Origin of the sequence: Algoriphagus sp. 4150, from assembly GCF_031457395.1 — a bacterium.
Lineage (GTDB): Bacteria > Bacteroidota > Bacteroidia > Cytophagales > Cyclobacteriaceae > Algoriphagus.
Genome location: NZ_JAVDWS010000028.1, coordinates 37976 through 58331 on the forward strand (window position 1 = coordinate 37976; position 20356 = coordinate 58331).

9 protein-coding genes are annotated in these 20356 nt (G+C 42.8%); 1 reads left to right on the forward strand and 8 read right to left on the reverse strand.

Annotated elements, in window-relative coordinates; all coding sequences use genetic code 11:
* Positions 1–119 precede the first annotated feature (119 nt).
* From J2X69_RS22535 to J2X69_RS22565, 7 genes are all read right to left on the reverse strand, one after another.
* Positions 120–1460 carry a vanadium-dependent haloperoxidase gene (locus J2X69_RS22535; protein ID WP_310108402.1) on the reverse strand — a complete coding sequence of 447 codons (1341 nt, stop codon included), beginning with the start codon at positions 1458–1460 and terminating at the stop codon, positions 120–122.
* A 121-nt stretch (positions 1461–1581) separates the two neighbouring features.
* Positions 1582–4839, reverse strand: a complete 3258-nt coding sequence (locus J2X69_RS22540; RefSeq protein ID WP_310108404.1) for a VCBS repeat-containing protein — start codon at positions 4837–4839, stop codon at positions 1582–1584.
* A gap of 1 nt (position 4840) precedes the next feature.
* Positions 4841–8140 carry a VCBS repeat-containing protein gene (locus J2X69_RS22545; RefSeq protein ID WP_310108406.1) on the reverse strand — a complete coding sequence of 1100 codons (3300 nt, stop codon included), beginning with the start codon at positions 8138–8140 and terminating at the stop codon, positions 4841–4843.
* Between the two features lie 8 nt (positions 8141–8148).
* Complete coding sequence (locus J2X69_RS22550; protein ID WP_310108407.1) at positions 8149–8709, reverse strand: hypothetical protein; 561 nt, start codon at positions 8707–8709, stop codon at positions 8149–8151.
* Complete coding sequence (locus tag J2X69_RS22555) at positions 8696–11980, reverse strand: VCBS repeat-containing protein (protein WP_310108409.1); 3285 nt, start codon at positions 11978–11980, stop codon at positions 8696–8698. Before J2X69_RS22555 ends, J2X69_RS22550 begins: the two co-directional genes overlap by 14 nt.
* Positions 11981–12166: 186 nt before the next feature.
* A complete protein-coding gene (locus J2X69_RS22560) occupies positions 12167–13654 on the reverse strand; it encodes a RagB/SusD family nutrient uptake outer membrane protein (RefSeq protein ID WP_310108411.1) in 1488 nt (495 codons plus the stop codon).
* A 17-nt stretch (positions 13655–13671) separates the two neighbouring features.
* The gene (locus J2X69_RS22565) at positions 13672–16662 is read right to left on the reverse strand and encodes a SusC/RagA family TonB-linked outer membrane protein (RefSeq protein ID WP_310108413.1); all 2991 of its coding nucleotides are present in this window, start codon (positions 16660–16662) and stop codon (positions 13672–13674) included.
* A 495-nt stretch (positions 16663–17157) separates the two neighbouring features.
* On the opposite strand from J2X69_RS22565, the gene J2X69_RS22570 reads away from it, so the two are divergent.
* Complete coding sequence (locus tag J2X69_RS22570; RefSeq protein WP_310108415.1) at positions 17158–19815, forward strand: DUF5686 and carboxypeptidase regulatory-like domain-containing protein; 2658 nt, start codon at positions 17158–17160, stop codon at positions 19813–19815.
* Between the two features lie 351 nt (positions 19816–20166).
* On the opposite strand, the gene J2X69_RS22575 is transcribed toward J2X69_RS22570, so the two are convergent.
* Positions 20167–20356: hypothetical protein (locus J2X69_RS22575; protein ID WP_310108418.1), on the reverse strand; the 190-nt coding region annotated here is incomplete at its 5' end.

Below are 20356 nucleotides of genomic sequence, written 5' to 3' on the forward strand. Positions count from 1 at the left end.
GAGAAGGTACAGAATATCTCTTGGAATAAAAACATCAGGAGGAGTTATGAGTTCAATCTTGATCAAGATTTCACAATTTGGAAACAAAAAAGCATCCGGGGCGGCGGATGCTTTTGGTATTAGTTACTTGCTACATTTTTGGACTTGGTATCCACTCTTGTCCAGATGAATTCGGCGAGGTTGTGACCTTCGGTGATCCCGTATTCAATTGCAGGACGGTAATGGATCCCCCCGTAAAATCTGCTTATGGCGGCTTCTTTAGCAGCTTGGGAAAAGGAATCAAATTCCCGTATAGGAAGCCCATATGCTACTTCTGAGCTATCCACGATATGGAATTCATCACCAAACAGACGGGCTAAGGTGTAAGCTGAAGCAGTGGAAGCTACACTATGTCCACTGGTGTGCTCGGGGAAGGGGGGAGTCTGCAATAGCGGAACCCACTGCTCATCTATGTGCTGATTGATATAGGTCTCTGGTCGGATAACGTTACTTCTGTATTTTTCATCCCAGCAGGAAATGAAAGCCTCATTGAGTGAGATTCCCGTCATGACGAAAGCCTCTGCGGTTCCTTTCCAGTCTTTTTCTGCTGCTTTGGAGGCAATTGCTGCAATACTCATCCAGTGTCCACCCGGAGTGATTTTCTTCTCTGCAAACATCACATGGCCTTTCACATTCATTTTGTAAGGATTGCAATCCCAGAAGAACGCAATGTTTTTTTGTTCCTGTGTTGCTGTTTTGTCAATTTCATAGACTTCCATGGCCGCTTTATAAAATTCACTTTCCGGGTCGGTAGAGAATGGAGGTGGTGGAAGAGGCCTAAACTGCGAGGCAGAATCCATTACAAATGTTCTGATTTTGCTCCAATGGGGCTCTATAGCTTCCATGTATGCAGGAGGAGTTGGCTGCCAAGTACCTTCTTCTCCCGTGACGGTGAATTTTGGGAAAGAGCGGCTCTGGTGATAATTGTCTTTTGAAGAATAGGCTTTAACGACATCTCCCACTTCTTTGCCAAAGGCTATTGAGGCCTCGAAGACTTCGTCCGGAATGCCTTTTTCTTTTAGGGTTGCGAACGTAGCATCTCTATGCTTATTCATCATTTCTTCAGAGAAAATCATCGCTGTGCCTACATAGTAATAGGCTGCAAGTGAGGCAAGTGGGGGATATACTTTTTCCGATGGAGTGAAGGTCACTTTCTCCGATCCATTCAATTGCCCCAGTAGCGATGCATAGGCAGGGTCAGTAGCGGCAGCTACTTCATAGGCAGCTAATGATGCGTAGGTGTAGATTCTAGTCGCTACAGGCGGAGAGAATATATCATGAATGATCACTTCTGTGATTCTACCTTGAGCTCTTGTAATGTAGTGACCATCTGCGATGGCTTGAGAATAATCAGCTTGTTTTGCGCAAGAGACAGCTGTCAGGAGAATTCCTGAAAAGAGCATGAATTTGACGGTACGCATATTTTGGGAGTTGTTTTTTAAATGCTTCTGGTGTAAAACCGCAATCGAGTAGATGTTGCAGCCTTAGTTTCTTGTGTTTGGACCTTAAAGCTATTGGAAATTAAGTAAGTAACAAAGGTTTTTAATCAAGTTTGATCCATCGTAATGGATCGGAATTACCCGCCCCTATGCCCCACTGTTCCCCATTCACTAGAATAGCTTTGATCTGCCTTATTTCTGATTTGGGTGAAATTGTATGCTGTAAATCTTTCTTTTTCCAGCTATTATTCTGCCATTGAAAAGCAGAGAAAGCTGAAGCAGTATTGGTTCCAAGGTCTACCCGAAATCCCGAGAAATTTCCGCCAAGTAAAATTGTTTTGCCCTCCTTGTCCCAATAAACAGACATAATAGGGGAGAGCTGCGCTTGATCAGGGAATGGCTCGAAGACAAAACTTCCATCCGCTTGCTGAAAATATACCCCTGAGCGGAATTCGTAAGCAGGGTGCCGGGAAGTTTTTGCCAAAATTTCTTCCGCGAATAAGTCAGCAGGGCCGGTTATTTCTGAATAACTCTGATAAGAGGAATGTTTTCTCTTGATACCCGGGATCTGCTTGATCAAATCGTCCCGCGAGGAAAAAGGCACTAAGTGATCTCCCATGTAATGAAAAATAACAGGATCCGCTTGCCCATTTTCATCGAAATCCCCATAGTAAAGCCAGACAGGCTTTTCCTGGCTTGCTTTTAATTTGCTGTTTAGCCCAAGGTTCCCTGTAAGAATATCCGGCTTACCATCTCCATTGACATCAGCGATTGCCAGATCTTGAATCCATCCGGATGAGTATTCCAATCCAGAGATTGCTTTCTCCTCAAGTGATCTTCCTGTTTTATTTTCAAAAACCCGGATTCCCTGCCAATCTCCTGTTAGGATCAATTCACTTTTTCCATTGCTGTCTATATCTGCCCAAATGGCCGAATTGACCATTCCTAAATCAGCGCCCGTCCCAAACCATTCTTTGGTTCGATCTTGAAATATTCCATTGCCTTGATTTATTAATAAGACACTTTTTGGACTTGCTCCATAATCACCGCTCACCACTGAGCTTCCCACAAAGATGTCCAAATCCCCATCTTCATCTATATCGTGAATCGCAAGTGTGGACGTGTTTTCTCCTATTTTGGGAAGAGACATAGGGCTGAACCTGAAATTGCCTTTCCCATCCCCAAAGAAAAGCCGGTCGAAGTTGAAAAGTGTACCGCTAGGATGTTCGTTGCCCCCACTACCGACATACAAGTCAAGATCTCCGTCTCCATTGAAGTCCGCAAATGCGGCCACTACATCTTCTGCTTTGGAGAACTGAATAAAGATGCCATTTTCCTTTTCTTCAAATTTCCCGTCAGGAAGCTGAAGAAACAAAGCACCTGCGTGATCTTGGGCACCTCCCACATAGATATCTTCAAGGCCGTCCCCGTTTACATCCCCTACTGCCAATGCAGGGCCCATACTCGCAAAGCTTTTTGGAATCAAGTATTCCCGCTTCGTTTCGTCCAGCGTGGTTTTCTCTTGATGTTCCCAAGAGATTTCCGGATAGGTAAAAGAGTTCTCAGGTAGCTTTGCCTTTATAAGCCCTTGTCCTGTGCCTTGGGTTAAGCTAGAGGTTTGATTAATGGGAATTTCACGAAAAACCTCTGCTGCTCCATCTGGCCAATTTACAGAGACAGAATCTATGGATTGAGCTACCCCCAACCCAAAAACCAGCGTGGATGACGTGCCGGACATAAATCCTCTACTGCCTGCATAGTGCTGAAATAAACTTTTTCCTTCAAAATACACTCCCACTTTTGCTCCCATTCCGAAGGTATTGTTTCCATCGGCTTTGAGGTTGATTCGAAGAAAGGAATTGCCTGATTTCTCCGAGTGATTTTGATAGATAAATGCAGGCTGATTCAGATTGTTTATGACAAGGTCTAAGTCTCCGTCATTGTCCAGATCTGCGTATGCAGAACCATTGGAATAGCTCGGCTGGTCAAGCCCCCAGACTATAGCCTGATCGGTGAATTTTAAGTTGCCCTGATTTTGAAAACTAAGATTAGGCAGCTTGACAGTAGGAAGCATTTCAATCTGTTTTGCCTGCACGTCTTTCGGTGCTAAGTTTGGCTCACCACTTTGATTATATTGGATGAAATCGAGATCATTTGGTCGCTTTTCTATTCCATTGGTAATATGGATATCAGGAAGTCCATCATTGTCCATGTCAAAAATAAGTGGCGACCAACTCCAGTCTGAAGCATGTATTCCGGAAAATAGCGCAATCTCACTGAACCCATCTTTTCCTTGATTGAGTTGAAGATGATTTCGGACGTATTGGTCGGCATAGCCAAACTGTTTTTTAATCTGATAGACTTCAGGCTTGTCTTCGCCTACGGATTTCATCCAGATTTCAGGATCTATAGGAAGCATGTCAGTCGTGAAGATCTCGGGCAATCCATCACCGGTGAGATCCGCCAGATCATTTCCCATGCTATATCGACTGGTATTGGAGATCAGGTTCTCCAGAGATTCTAAGAATGTGCCATCCTGCCGGTTTATATACAGGTAATCATTCTCGGTGAAGTCATTGGAAATGTAAATGTCGGGCCAGCCATCCCCATTGACGTCTGCTATACCGACTCCAAGTCCGAATCCTAAAATGCTTGAATAAATCCCCGAAGCTTCGGTGACATCCTCAAATCCAACTTTCCCTTCCGAAAGCAGATTTTTAAACAATTTATCGCCCAAGGCATCCGGATTGATTCTGGAATCTGCAGGAGCGAAAATTTCCGGAGATTTGATAGAGTGATTCAATAGGTACATATCCAGATCTCCGTCCTGATCATAATCCAGAAAAGCGGCTTGGGTACTAAATCCGACGAAGTCTAGCCCATAAGCTGCCGCTTGATCTTCAAATTTCCCCTCTCCCAGATTGATGTATAGACGGTTTTTTCCGGTTATACTTTTGTAATTCCCTACTTGACACACGTAAATATCCAATAATCCATCTCCATTCACGTCGGCCATGGTGACACCGGTGGACCAGCCTCCTTCTCCGCTTACTCCTGCGGATTCCGTGATATCTTCAAACTGGAAATTGCCCTTGTTGAGGTATAGACGGTTGGAGGTTTGGTTTCCCGCGAAATACAAATCCACCAAGCCGTCATTGTTGATGTCTCCCACAGCGACTCCACCACCATTGTAGAAATAGAGATACTCTAGAATATTCAGCGAATCTGATGAGATAAGCGTGTTTTCGAATTGAACCCCTGTAGCCTCTGAAGGCATTAATTCAAAGAGCTTTTCTTCTTTCTCCCTGCACGAAAAAACAAGTCCTATCCCCAGTAAAAATGCAACAGAAAATTTCTTCATCTTAATATTTCCAGATTTCTGCGGCAGCACTGTTTTTTACGACTAACAGCTTGCCATCTCCAAGAGTCGCGAAGGCTCTAATGTCCCCTTCCAACTGAAGGCCATGCTCAGCATTGGACCAAAACTCAAACGTTCCATCTCCTTTGCCAAGAAGTACATCTCCATAGCTAGCGTCGTATTTGCCTACTTCAGGCTTCGCATTGAATAAATTTCCGCCGAGGATAAGGTCTTGAATTCCGTCTTTATTCAAGTCAGCGACATGGATGGCAAAAATATAGGATCGTTGGGCCATTCGGGGAAATGGTTTCCAAGTGAATTTTCCATTTCCTTCATTCATCAGTACTCCTGATTCTAGGTTGTTGATTTCGCTGATGATAGATTTATCCAGAATTTCTTTGGGGAAAATGTCTGTCAACGTTTGATTATTATAGTTGCTGTACCGCATGTACCGCTTCTTTATAGTAGGAATTTGCCTTTCCAGCTCATGTTTCAACGTGTAGGGTACTTGTGCATCACCTTCTTGTCTGGTGAAAATATGCTCAATAGAGCCGTTCTGATCAAAATCGTTTAAGTACATTCTTACCGGATTACTTTCAGAAACCTTAAACCGTGAGTTCAGGCCATTATTTCCCAAAATCAAATCAGGCAATCCATTTCCATCCAGATCAGCTATTTCCAAAGTTCTGTACCATCCTTTCAGATTTTGCAATTCCGGCATTTCGATTTTTTCAAGTTTGGAACCGGTATTTCTAAAGAAAATAGGGGCCATCCACTCGCCTACAAGAACAAGATCTTTTCTGCCGTCATTGTCCCAATCGACCACTTTGGCATCGGTGACCATGCCTATTTCTTTCATTTCCGGAGCAAAAGAGGCGGTTTGATCTGTGAAATTACCTTGGCCGTCATTGATCCAGATGCTGCTACTCGCAGGAGCACCATACACAAAAGGAACCAATCGCCCTCCAATAAACAAATCCGGTGCTCCGTCATCATTCAGGTCTAGCACCTGTACTACCGAACTGCTACCCCGGTTAGAATTGAAGCCGGTTTGTCTGCTTTTGGCGAAATTGCCTTTTCCATCATTCAGATACAGTCTATCTGTAAGCTCGGGTGAGCCCAGTCCGGATTCATTTCCTCCGGATACGACCAGTAAATCTTTGTTTCCATCTCCATTTACATCAAAGAATACAGCATCTATATCCTCTGAGATAGCATCGTCTTCAAATACGGATTGAGGGGATAACAGGTATTTTCCTGATTTTGATCCCAGGTAAAGTTTCGCCGAGAAGCCTTTGGCTCCGCCAAAATATAAGTCATCAATTCCATCCCCGTTTACATCTGCTTTTGCGAAGGCAGGACCCTCGGTAGAGTACATATGGAATGTCAGCCGATCTCTGTCGAAATCCACCATTGGATTTTCTTCATGGGCGAATTCTATGTTTGCATTATCCTCTTTTTGGAAGAAGGCAGCTTGTGGTTTGGCGAAAAAGCTTTCGTTTTCGGCCAACAGCCTAGACTCCTCCCATTTTATTGTGAGTAATTCATCAGCCGGGATATTTTCGACTTCAGAGATACTGCCATCCGGCCACAGAACTTTGACTTGATCTATGGTTTTTATATTTCCTAAACCTATCATAAGCTTAGGATCCACGGAAGATTGAAAACCCCGATTTGGCATCTGTTCTGCATAGAAAGTTTTGTCTCCTGCAAAAACCTTGAGCTGCGCTCCTATAGCTTGTGTGTTTTTACCTTTTCCGATCAGTTGTATTTGAAGGGAATGGTATTCAGGATTGAACTCTCTTCCCCGGTTTTTGAATATGCTGACAGGCTTATTGACGTTGTTGACCACCAAGTCGGGCGTACCGTCATTATTCAGGTCTCCATATGCCGCACCGTTGGAATGGATGGGCTCTCCCAGCCCCCATGCACTGGAGGAATTTTCAAATTTCAAATCCCCGAGGTTTCGGAATGCGTAATTTGAAATAGGAGTGATGGGAATAGGATCGACTAATGCCTTGTAATCCACGCCATCTTTCGATATGATTTTGATTTTGGTTTCCTCATTATCTATGAAGTTCAGGTAATCCAAGTCAGTAATGTCCTGATAAATCCCATTGGCGACGAATAGGTCACGTCTGCCGTCATTGTCCATGTCAAAAATCAAGGCTCCCCAGCTCCAATCTGTGGCTTCTACATTGGCAAGTCTTCCCATTTCACTGAATGTTCCATCTCCATTATTGATATGGAGCATGTTGCGGGAATATTGGTAATGATAGCCATGGGCTTTATTGAACATGAATTTGTCCCAGTTTTCGAAAGTCGTCACTTGCTTTAGCCGTGCCTGAGGCTCTGGAAGCATATCGGTCACAAAAATATCCAGCAATCCGTCCCCGTTGATATCAGCGATATCAGCCCCCATGGATGCTGCTGAGATGGAACGCATAGAACTTTCCAGAGATTCTGTAAACGTGCCGTCTTGATTGTTGATGTAGAGGTAGTCTTTTTCAAAGAAATCGTTGGAAATAAAAATATCAGGCCAGGAATCTTGATTTACATCGCCAATGGTAATCCCTAATCCAAATCCAATGATGGATCCGTAGATCCCGGCTTCTTCGCTGACATCTGTAAATTTCCCATTATCATTTCTGAAAAGCTTGTCTCCGCCCACGGAATCCCGCTTTGGGCGTTCATTTTGCATTTTGTTGAAGCTGCCGATCGCTTGATAGCTGTTGTTCAGCAGGTAGACGTCAAGGTCACCGTCCTTATCGTAATCAAAGAAAACCGCATGGGTGGAGAACCCTTGGTCAGCGAGCCCGTATGCTTCGGCTTGCTCCGTGAAGGTGCCGTCTCCTTGGTTGATAAAGAGCTCATTTTGCTTATTGTCTCCGGAAATATCACCTGAATTGCACACATAAATATCCAGAAAACCATCGCCATTAATATCTGCCATAGCTACTCCAGTGCTCCAAGCCCGGGTGCCGGCTACCCCTGCTTTATCTGTTATATCCTCAAACTGAAAGTCGCCTTTATTAAGATATAATTTATTTTCGCCCAGGTTTGAAGTGAGGTAAATGTCCAACAGTCCGTTGTTGTTGACATCACCAAGTGCTACCCCTCCTCCATTGTAGAAATTCCGGTAGGTAAAGATGTTAAACTCTTCATCAAAAAGAAGCTCATTTATAAAGTCAACTCTGGTGGATTCCGGACTCAAGGATTCGAAGAGAGTTGTCTTAACAGTCTCTTGGGTATTTTGACAGGACAAAAGCATCGCAAATACCAGGGCTTGTATCGTACTTCTCATGGATAAGCTCATTCTGTCATTTTCTGAACAGGCAGATCAACTATTTCTGCCCTTACGCTTGATAAATGTTTCTTAAAAACCCGGATTCTCCTGTTTCCATCCATTTTCACGAAAGCTACTTGAGAACGGTCTTTATTTGATACTTCAATAAATCCTTTGCCATACCATTCTTCAAAGAGGTTAATTGTATCTTCCAGAAGTTTGTCTGCATTTAGATCTTCATTCCATGGAGCCCATCCGTCATAGGAGAATTCAATTGGCATAAGGTAAATTTTATCCTTATGGAATTTTGGGTAAAACCTCATCTTGGCGGGTTTATCTGAAGGCATTTTTAGACTATATTCTACGGAAAGTTCAGACGGCCCATTAGTTAGGATTCCTTTATGGTTGAGCTCCCAGCAAGTTTCATAAAATTGTTTTTTTGTCATTCCGAGTTCTAATCCCAGATACAACTCATTTTCCACTTTCCCTGAGGAGAGTTCATCTTCTTCCAGCTTTTGATATTCTGTTTTGCATGAAAGCAAAGTAGAAATTAAGCAGGCAAGCAGAAGTGCGCTAGCGGATTTCATAAATAACCGGTTTGTCATTCGACCTAAATATTGCTACGTGTGTTTTTTTATTTATTGTTAGCTGAAGCATACTCCGGATTTCTCCATCTACTTTTATTCCGCTTTCTTCCGGTAACAAAACAATCCATTCCCCATCAGCATTTTGCTGCATGACCCATCCATAGCTTCCCAGTTGACTTCCAAGCTCCGGTTTGATTCTACTTTGATTTCCTCCTACTATGATTAGCTTTTTGCCTTGGTGCGAGAGTCCTTTTTCTATAGAGTAAATAGGGGAGGATTGGATCTCCTGTGGGAGATGCGCCTCTTTAAACGTGCCATCTCCCTGATTAACCCAAAGTGTAGATTCTAGTCTGTCAACGGTTAAAGTTATGGATTTTGAGAAAATATTCTCTGGGAAAAGCTCTTCTAGGGATTTATTCCGGTAAGAAGCATACGTTGACAGCTGTTTGCGGAGGCTAGGTAATTGTTTTAGGAGCGTATTCCTCATGACCCAGGGAATTGATCTTCCTGATTTGTGAGAAACCAAGATTTGTTCAATAGAGCCATTTTGATCAAAATCGTTGATGACCAATCGAAGTTGATCTTCTGGAGACGTGTGCAAGCGGGTGTTAAGACCAAGGTTGCCTGCAAAAATATCAGGAAATCCATTTCCTGTTAGATCTTCTACGACAAGGGTGTTCCAAAGACCGGAGGTATTTTGAAAATTGAATGCCGATGATGTTTCAACGAAATCGTCATTTATAAACGAAAAAACCCGGATAGGCATCCACTCTCCACAGAGAATTAATTCCATACTGCCATCTTGGTCTAGATCTGCCCATTGGGCATCGGTGAGCATGCCGAGTGATCCGAGTTCTTTGTTATAGGAATTGGATTCATTGATGAAGTTTCCTTTTCCGTCATTATGCCAGATTTCTATTCCGGTTGGGATTCCGTATGCGAAAGGGACGGATCGGTAGCCAATAATCAGATCTTCATCCCCATCTCCATCAAGATCGGTGGATATAAGAAATGCAGTAGGCTTTGGGGAGAATAACTGATCGGATTTGGCAAATGTGCCATTTCCTCTATTTAGGTATAAGCGGTCTCTATAATAGGGAGAAAGGTCTGCGAATTCAATTCCCCCAGCCCCTATGACAAGATCTTGTAGCCCATCTCCATTGGCATCAAAGAAATGACCTAGCACATCTTCCGCAAGGGAGTCCTTGTCAAAGAGGGTTTGATTTGAAGCGGAGAAATTACCCGGAGTAGATTGGATCATTAGTGAGGATGCTTGACCTTTGGCGCCCGGAATAAAAATGTCTTCCAGATTATCACTAGTGATATCTGCCTTTTCCGCTTTGGGCCCTTCATTGGAAATCATCCAGAATCGAAGTCTTTCCCTATCAAAATCAATGAAATTGTTTTCTTTATGTATGAAAGGAATAGATAGATTGGCTGGGGTGAAAATAGTGGCACCACGGGGGACTGGAGTAATTACTTCATTATTCTCTTCAGGTGAAGGAGTAATTAGTTGATTAGCTGCTACAGCTTTCAATAAGCTTTGACGCCCACTGGGCCAGAGGATTTGGATTGAATCAATTGTGGTCGCATCACCCAGTCCAAAATGTAACCGGGGATCCACGGAAGACATGTACCCTTTGACGGGTTGGTATTCTTGGTAGTAAGAATTAGTGCCCACATAGCAAGTTACCTGCGCTCCGAAGTTCTGTCCAAGATCTAGTTGGATATAGCTTCCAAGGCTAAGTTCATTGGTGTTGTTTTGATAAATAAATGCTTCACCGTTAAGATTGTTTACTACCAAGTCCAAATCACCGTCATTGTCTAAATCACCGTAGGCCGATCCAGTGCTGAAACTTAGGTCAGAAAGCCCGGATTTGTCTGCAATGTTGGTGAATTGCCAATTTCCCAGGTTCTTAAAAAGGTAATTTTGCTGGGGATTGGAGGGGAATTGATCGATCATGTTGATCAACAAAGTGGAGTCACGTTTGTTCCCTGCGATTTTATCTTGATTGTGGGAATAGTAATCCACGTAATCAAAATCTGTCAAGTCTTTGACTATACCATTTGCGACGAAAATATCCTTGAATCCGTCATTGTCGGCATCGAAGATCAAAGCTCCCCAACTCCAATCTGTAGCTTCTACCCCCGCTTGTCTTCCTACTTCAACGAACACCGGTAATCCGGTCGTGGGATCAGCTCCAAGGTTTCTTTGTAGTGTATTTCTAGTGAATTGACGGTGATATCCGGCATTTATATTTGCTTGATATTTGTCCCAATCTTCCAGCGGTGTATTGGTTTTGATTCGCTCAAGTGCTGCAGGAAGCATTTCTGTCACAAAGATGTCAGGACGCAAATCATTGTCTAGATCTGCAATGTCAGCTCCCATAGATCCTAGGCTCGTCTCTGGTATAAGTGTCGGAAGAACCTCTGTAAAGGTGCCATCCTGATTGTTGATGTAGAGGTAATCCCGTTCGAAGAAATCATTAGAGACATATAAATCTGGCCAAGTATCCTGATTGAGGTCGGCCACAGTTACTCCAAGTCCATAGCCGATGCTGCTTCCGTATATATTTGCCTCTTCACTGATGTCTGTAAAGCTCCCACCATCATTTCTGAAAAGTTTGTTGCCCCCTTCTTGATCGCGAATCTCTCTCTGACCCATCCTGAGATCGTAAATCCCCACCGATCTTGGGGAATTGCTGAGTAAGTACAGATCTAAGTCTCCATCCTTATCAAAATCAAAGAATACTGCATGTTGGGAGAGTCCTATTTCATCAAGTCCATAAGCGACGGATTGTTCCGAGAAAGTTAGATCCCCATTGTTTATGAATAATTCATTGTATCTTCTTTCTCCGCCGAGGGGCCCTGATTTACAAACATAGATATCGGGAAGTCCATCGCCATTCACATCAGCAATGCTTACTCCTGTGGACCATAGACCTGTGCTTTCCAAGCCGGCTGAAGCGGTAATATCTTTGAATTTCATACCCCCCTGATTGAGGTAGAGCTTATTGGAGGTCTGATTACCTGCAAAAAAAATATCGATCAGCCCATCTTGATTAATATCCACAAGAGCTACCCCGGCTCCATTATAGAAATTCCGGAATGTGTAAGGATTTATATGTTCTGTGTACGATAGGTCATTTCTAAAATGCACCCCGGTTTCTTCACTACTCAATAGCTGAAAAAGAGTCTTTTGTTTGGGCGTTTCTTTAGCACAAGAAGCCAAAACGAAGATAAACAGCACGAAGTGAAATTTGTGAGGCATGTGATTTTATGAAATCGAGCCTGCATGACGCAGACAGGAATGATCCCGGACCTATGGGAACACACAGAGGGATAATTATCTGTAATGCGAGATTCCATCTGACCTCTTAAAACAAATTATGAACAGATGAAAAAAGGAAGCATACTTTTAAAGTATACTCCCTTTTCAATGCATTCCAAAACTTTATTAATACCCTGGATTTTGTGTCAGATTAGGGTTGGCATTAATCTGATTTTGCGGAATTGGAAAGATATTTCTAAATGGTTGAGAAGGAGCTTTCTCCCACCATGCCTGATTAAATTTCCCAAAACGTATTTGGTCGGTCCTTCTTGTAGCTTCTGCAAACATTTCCCTTCCTCTTTCATTGTAAAGATCTTCTAGAGTCATATTTGCAAATGGTGGCACATCTGCACGAGCGCGGATCTGATTGACGATTTCGGTAGCTTCAGCGGTGTTGCCCTGCCTGAATTTTGCCTCAGCACTCACTAACATAATATCAGCATATCTGAAAAGAGGGTAGTCATTGCTTAAGTTACTGTTTGACCCTCGCGCAAATTCAAATTTGCCGATTCTTGCTCCGTCTTGTCGCAAGGCTTTAGGAGTAAGTTCCCGGATTTTTGGCGTAAATGTAAGGGGAGCCCCATCCGGATCTTCCGGTTCAAATGAAGCGTCATTCAATCTAGCACCGGTGGAGGAAAACTGTGGTCCAACTATGAAGTTATCCTTTCTTAAATCATTCTCGTCATACGTATTATAGAATTCTTCCAGAGAAGCATAGCCATTCCAAGGTTGTTCTTGCAAATTGTAGGTTTGCTGATTTAACGCATGCAAAGTCATCATAGAAAGGTTGAATCCCGTAGCATTGTTCTCATCATAAGGCAGTGTCAGTATATTTTCGGAAGAACCGGCGTTATTGGTGGCAAAGTTGGCGAAGTAGTTAGATGTTAATGAATAAACACCACTTGAAATGATCTCATCTGCTGCTGCTTCAGCCTCTGCCCATCTTGGAGTACCGGTATAGACTTCTGCATTTATGTATAGTTTTGCCAAAATTGCTTGGGCAGAATAATAATTTAGAACAGTTTTTTGATCCTCTTTGATCAGTAGGTCAATATTGTCTTTTACGGACTTTTCTATGAAGTCAAATACCTCTTGTCTAGAATTATTGGTTGGATTGGATCCAAGATCATCTTCTGTGGATATGGGTACATTCCCATAGACATCTATAAGCCATGAATACACAAGTGCCCTCAATACCGATAGTTCTGCTTTCAATTCAGGGAAAGTTGGGTACTGTACCATAAGGTTATTGATTTCACCAATAGCCGTATAACAGTAGTTCCAGGTATTGTTAATTGATGGTTCAGAAGGTTCCCAGGTATGACGGTGAAGTCGCACCCATGCATTACCGTCTTGCCAATCCGGACCGCGTGTAGGTACAACAACTTCGTCGGACGATACCTCATGAAGAGACCAAATGCCTTCATTTGCCCCCCAGCTTCCTATGATTCTAGAATAAGCGGAGGCTTTCAATACTGGGATCAGATTCGGGTCTGTACTATTATTCACTTGCTCCTGAGTGACGCCATCCAGAACTTCTTGGTCTAGCTCCCAACAAGCTCCCATAAGCAGAATTAGGCTCCCAAGAAATATGTTTTTTATATGTTTAGACATAGCTATGTGATTTTTAATTATTTGAAATTAAGAGATAGCCCTAAAGTGAAAGATCTTACCTGGAAGTAGGTGTTCATTCGTTCGATTCCTGGTGAAAGGGCTGAGGTGAAACCATCGTCATTGTTGGCATCAGTAAGTCGGGCCTCAGGATCTATTCCTGTATATCCTGTGATGGTAAATAGGTTTTGAGCTGCGAAATAGAGCCTCAAAGAGCTGATATTTTTGGAGTTGGTCTTGAAATTATGCCCTAATTCTAAATTGTCCAATCTTACAAAAGACGCATCTTCCACATAGGAACTGTTATAAGTGGGGGCAGCTGTTACCAATGGATTAGTTGGAGTTTTATCTGTGATTACAGAATTGTATGCATTTGATCCCCCGTCTGCATTTTCATAGAATCCTCTATAAGAATTGTATAAGGTATGCCCCCAGACACCCCTAAGGAAGAAACTGAAGTCCCATGAATTATAAGCGAACCTGTTGGCAAAGCCAAATTCTCCTTTAGGCAGTCCATTACCGACTTTCTCAAATTCATCCGGGTTTTCTGTAGAAAGAATGTAATCCCCATCTTCAGTATATCCTTGCAGAATTGGTCCGTAGGTATCTCCTAAGGTCTGACCTACTCTGTTGTAAATAATTGGGTTACTGTTTTGTCCCGGAGAACCAGGGGTGGCGTAGCGAAGCTCGTCGAAACCAAGATCTCCAGAGGAGAAACTTTTGATGGTCGTTTTATCATAAATTGTGAAGTTTGCATTTGGAGTCCAATTAACCCTGCCAAGATTAATGGAGTTGACACCTAAAGCAAATTCAAAACCTGCAGCCCGGAGATCTGCTAAATTCACCCAGGTGGAAGCAACGGTATTGAACCTGCCCGGATCAAATTGATTTGGTGTGCCAGGGGATACAGGGACATTGAAAAGCAAATCAGAAATATTTCGGATGTAATAATCTACACTACCTGTTACTTTGTCGTTCCATAGTCCGTAATCGATACCGAAATTCAACTCTTGTTTACTTTCCCATTTCAAATCACGGTTTGGGTTGGAACCTTGCACTATGCCTACATATACATCATTGGTTGTTTGCGGATCCCCGTCTAGGTCTATTCGGTTGCCGTTGGTATATGCACCTATAGCAAGAGTAGGAGATGGAGGTAGATTTCCAGTCACACCAAATGAGACTCTGGGCTTTAACTGGCTTACAATGCCTAAATCAAATAGTCTTTTGAAATCAGTCCCCAAACTAAATGCCGGGAAAACCCCTGTTTGATTGTTGGCTCCAAAACCTGAGTAAGTTTCCGCTCTTACCGAAGCCGAGAAAAAGAAGGTGTTTCTGTAGTTGAAGTTTGCTCTACCGAATAGAGAATTCAATTGATCTTCATTGGCATAGGATGACATTTCTGTATTATTACCTACACGGATAGACCCCCCCCCGAGATTGTCCCACCCCGTATCAAAAAGATATTGTCGGGATCTTGCATTAAACCCTTGGTTTTTGGTGGATTGGAATCCTATACCACCAAGAAGTGCCATATTTAGATTATTAGTGAAATCATACTCGTATCGTAGTGTTGATTCAAATATTTGCCGAAGTCTATCATTGGTGGTACGTTGTGCTGATCCATTTGCGCCAAAGCCTACGGCAAAATCCTGTTTTGACCAAAAATTACCATTAAGTTCATTTCGGGTATCCTGGGAAAATTGTGCAGAAAGCGTAAGTTTATCCAAAATATCATATTCTATTAAGGTAGAGAAAAGTGAGGACTTAATCTCACTTACAAACTTTTGCTGATTGACAAGAGCAATTGGATTAAAGTAATCCGTAATGGAGCGCTGGAAATAGCCGCCGAATCTGTCGGAATCTTCGGAATCTTCAAAAATAGGGGCAGTAGGGTTGTAAATGGTCGCATATCTGAATGCGTCATTATTTACCCTTTCTTGATCCTCGTTTGTTACAGAAAGGTTGATGTTGAATCTCAGTCTATTGTCTAATGCACCCTGTCGTAAGTTTAGTCTTGCATTCAGACGCTTATTCTCCACTCCTTTTATTACTCCTTGGTTATCACGATAGTTGACCGAGGCCAAGTAATTTGTGTTATTGAATCCTCCAGAAATACTTGCACTCGTAGAAGAGGAAAAAGAGTCGCTGAGCATTTCGCCTCTCCAATCAGTGCGGCTTCCAAAATCCGTCCCGCCCCTTTGGATAAAGTCCTCCACGGAAAGTGTAGGGATTAGATTGGTGGCTTGGTTTATAGTCCCGTAGGTATTGATCGATACATTGGTGGTCCCTTCCCGGTTATTCTTTTTGTTGGTAGTGACCAAAATAACACCGGATGAGCCCCTAGCTCCATAAATAGCTGCTGCAGATCCGTCTTTCAGTACATCTATGGACTCAATGTCATTTGGATCAACATTCTCTAAAGACGCTCCGATTACTCCATCCAACACGATCAAGGGAGAGGAATTGGCTCCAAAGGTAGAAAGACCTCTAAGTCTAACTTCAAAACCACTATTAGGATTTCCTCCCGGACGTGTGATGGACAGCCCGGCAACCTTACCCTGTAACAGTTGAGCAGGATTGACAATGTTACCTCGGTTAAAATCTTCAGGTTTGACTCCAACCACTGCAGAAGTGATTTCCTTTTTGTCTTGTGTGCCATATCCGATTACAACTGCTTCTTCCAGACTTTGAATATCCTCTCTTAGATTGATTGTTAGGTCTGTCTGGTTACCGACCTCGACTTCTTGGGGTAAATAGCCAACGAAGGAGATAACAAGTATTTGGTCACCGGCCTGTAGGTCGATGGTGAATTTCCCATCCAAATCGGTGGCGGTCCCACGGGTAGTGCCCTTGACTACCACAGTTGCTCCGGGTACAGGCTCTCCAAAGGCAGGATCCATAACTGTACCGGTGACGGTTCTGCTCTGGGCGTTTGCTACAAGTGTGGCGCAGAAAATTAGCGCCAATGCAAGTAGAAACGTCTTTTGTTTCAGTAAATAGTTTTGCATAGGGTTGATTGTTTGATTAGGTTGAAATAAGTATGGACTATGTTATTTCGAGTCTAAAGTCTGGCATTAATTTTAATTTTGCAATTCTTAACATTTTATCAAAATGATTATTGAAGAAAATGGTTTAACAGAATAATGTAAATTTTAAGAATTCGGCAATTATAACACTGGTTCTCTATCATTATGTCAATGGAAATCGTTTTCCATTTTTGAAAAGGCATGAAATGGAGTTTTTTTTAAAAAGATTAAAAAAACAATCGTTTCGTTAAAGGGGGATTTTCACTACTCAATTCATTTGTAAAAATTTTAGGGAAGACAGGGTGTATAGCGGAAAAAATCCTTTATAAGAAATGCAACTGAACTCTTTATTCAAGCTATTTGGACACCCGACCAGGTAGAATACCACCTGATTTTGTTGCTAAATCATCTTAAAACTAAACCCGGATAAAGTCGTTTTTTGAAAAGCTGTTTATCTTGAGCTACAAACCGACTTTTATGAAAAAACGACTACAATTAGCCCTTGTCTTATGTGTTTCTTTATTGGGGGTATTTTTTAGCAATCATTCAACAGCTCAAGGGATCAGAGGGAAAGTGAAATCTTCAGATGGTGAACCTCTGGCTTATGCATCAGTCTACATACGTAATCTTGGCGATGGCGTACCCACCAATGAGGAAGGGAATTATGAGTACAAGCTTCCCAAGGGGATATATGATGTGTTGGTTCAATTTCTCGGCTACAAATCCCAAATCGAAACTATCATCGTGACAGATGAATGGACTACTAAGGATTTTGTGATGGAGCCACAGGAATACACTTTGGCAGAAGTGGAAGTAAGGGCAGGGGCAGAAGACCCTGCATTGACTATAATGCGTAAAGCAATCGCCAAAGCCAAATATCACAGGCTTCAGATTCAGAAGTATAGCATGTCCGTTTATCTCAAAGGGACGGGGAAATTGACAGATGCACCTTTCTTTCTCAGGAAAACCATAGAAAAAGAAGGTCTCAAACTCAATGAGGATTACACTTCGGAATCTGTGTCGAGAATCACCTTTACCCAACCCAATAAAGTGGAGGAAAAGGTAATATCAATCCGTACAAATGGAGACAATCAATCCACTTCCCCTGCACCTTACATTCAGACTACTTTTTATCAGGAAAAAATTAACGGGATCATTTCGCCCCTTTCCAGAGCTGCTTTCCAGTATTACAAGTTCCGGTACGAAGGAAGTTTTCTAGACCAGAATGTGGTAGTAAACAAAATTAAAGTGACTCCGCGGTCCCGTGGAGAGCAGGTGTTCGAAGGGTTCATTTATATAATAGAGGATTTGTGGGCAATTCATAGTTTGAATCTTCAGACATCCTTGCTGGGCTTTCAGATTCAGGCAAAGCAGCAATATGCTCCGGTGGCCGAGAATGTCTGGATGCCACTGACACATACCTACGATTTCGGAGGAAAGATTTTTGGTTTTGAGGGGAATTTCAAATATCTGGCTTCTACCCGTGAATATGAAATAGAACTGAATCCTGATTTGGAAATTGTACCCGAAATCATCGATGAAAAAGTACAGGCGATTCCCGATGAAGCGGTGAAATTTGATAAATCTCTTTCAGCATTGGAGCAGCTGGCCAAGGAAGAACCCAAGACACGGAAGGAGTACCGCAAGCTGATCAATGAATATGAAAAGCAATCTCTGAAAGAGCAGAAGGAACCTGAGATAGTCCAAGAAACCTACTATGAAGTGGATTCAATGGCGAAAAAGTACAATCAGGCGTACTGGGATAGTATTCGCCCTGTGCCGTTGACGAAGAGTGAGATTCAGGGATATCAGCGGGATGATAGTTTGGCCACGGTGGAAGTAGCCAAGATGAGTGATGTGGATTCTATAGCCAAGAAGGCAAAAAGCAAATTGAAGCCGCTTGATTTTATGAATGGAGCCTCCTATAGCCTAGGGAAGGGAGTTTCTATAGGGTTCAAGGAAAATTGGACCAAGACCTCCTTTAACACTGTCGAAGGCTTCAAGCTGGGAATGGGGTTATTCTATAGAAAAGAATCATCAACCAAGTTGGCTGATAGTGTGAGTGTGCTTCGCAAAAGTTTCAATATAGAACCTGAACTCAGGTATGGGTTTTCCAGCGATCGCTTTTATGGAAAAGTGGATTTCCGATGGTCTAGCACCTTGCCGGTTTCGGGAACTACTTTTGGTGTAAAAGGGGGAAGGTACATTTATCAATTCAATGGTGGAGAACCTATCAATGAGCAAGTGAATGCTTTGTACTCCCAGTTTTTCAGACAGAATTACATGAAGCTGTATGAGCAGGATTTTGCCCAGGCTTACTGGGCACATCGGGTCAATGGAGGTATTACATATAGAGTAAATATGACCTATGCCCACCGAAGGGAATTATTCAATACGAACAATTACAGCATCTATAATAAACCGGGCCGGGAATACACTCCCAACCAACCGGAAAATGTAGAAACTGATCCAAGCTCTTTTAACAATCATGATATTCTCAAATTGAATACTGAGCTAGAATGGCGGCCGGGGATTAAATACGGGATTAGAAACGGGCGTAAATATGCTATAACGGATAGGTCGCCTTTGGTCAAAGTCACCTATAATAAAGCTTTTGGCGGCATAAGCGGTGACGGAGCTGCTGCTGATTTTGATCACCTGGAATTGGGCGTTCAGCATAATTATACATTTGGTGTCAGTGGTAAACTGGATTTTAATCTTTCAGCCGGTTCATTCTTGTCGAATGATAAGGTGTGTTTTCCCGATTTCCAGCATTTTGGAGGAAATAGAACGATCTTCTCGAATTTCGGTCCCGCATCGAATTACCGCTTTATGGATTATTATAAATACAGCACCAATTCGACGTATTTCTCCGGAATTGTACATTATCAGTTTAGAAAATTTATTTTCACGCAGTTGCCTATGCTGAGATTTTCGGGATTGAGAGAGAATGTTTTCTTTAATTATTTAAAGACAGACAATTCCCCACATTACTGGGAAGTTGGGTATTCCTTGGATAATCTGTTTAGAATCTTCAGGCTGGAAATGGGAGCAGGATTCGAGAATACCGATTTCCAACGGGGCGGTGTGAGATTTGGGGTGGCCACCTTTATCAATGTGAATTTTGACAACTAGAAAAAAGCGGTGGAACTTGAAAGATTCCCGTCTCCTTTGTCACGGGACAGGTTATGACCTTTAAAACAAAATATAAACAGATAAAATACCCATGATTCTGTACCTAAGGAACACACAACTTGTCCCAAACTTGCTTCGGGAGGGGGATGTTTAGATGCCGAAAGACACCGCATCAGCAAGATCGCTTGTTTTTAGGGCGGGGAGGGGTGACGCAGCAGCGAGCCAGGCGGCTGGGCTGCGGGGTGAAGCTTTGCTGGCGTCTTGACTTTTTGGTTCTTTTGCGTCAAGGCAAAAGAACAGAGAAATTGAGCCTGCCTGTGGCCAGATAGGCATGATTCCGTACCTACGGGATCACACATCGGGATGATTATAAGCCATGCGAGATTCTCCCGATCCGCCGCGGCGGACGGAACCGGCTATCTGTCCTTTAAAAATCAAAAAATAATCAGATGAAATATCCATGACGGGAGCGCGACACACAGGGGCATGATTATAAATCCCGGCATCCACCATTTTCGTAGAAATCAACCGGATAAATCTT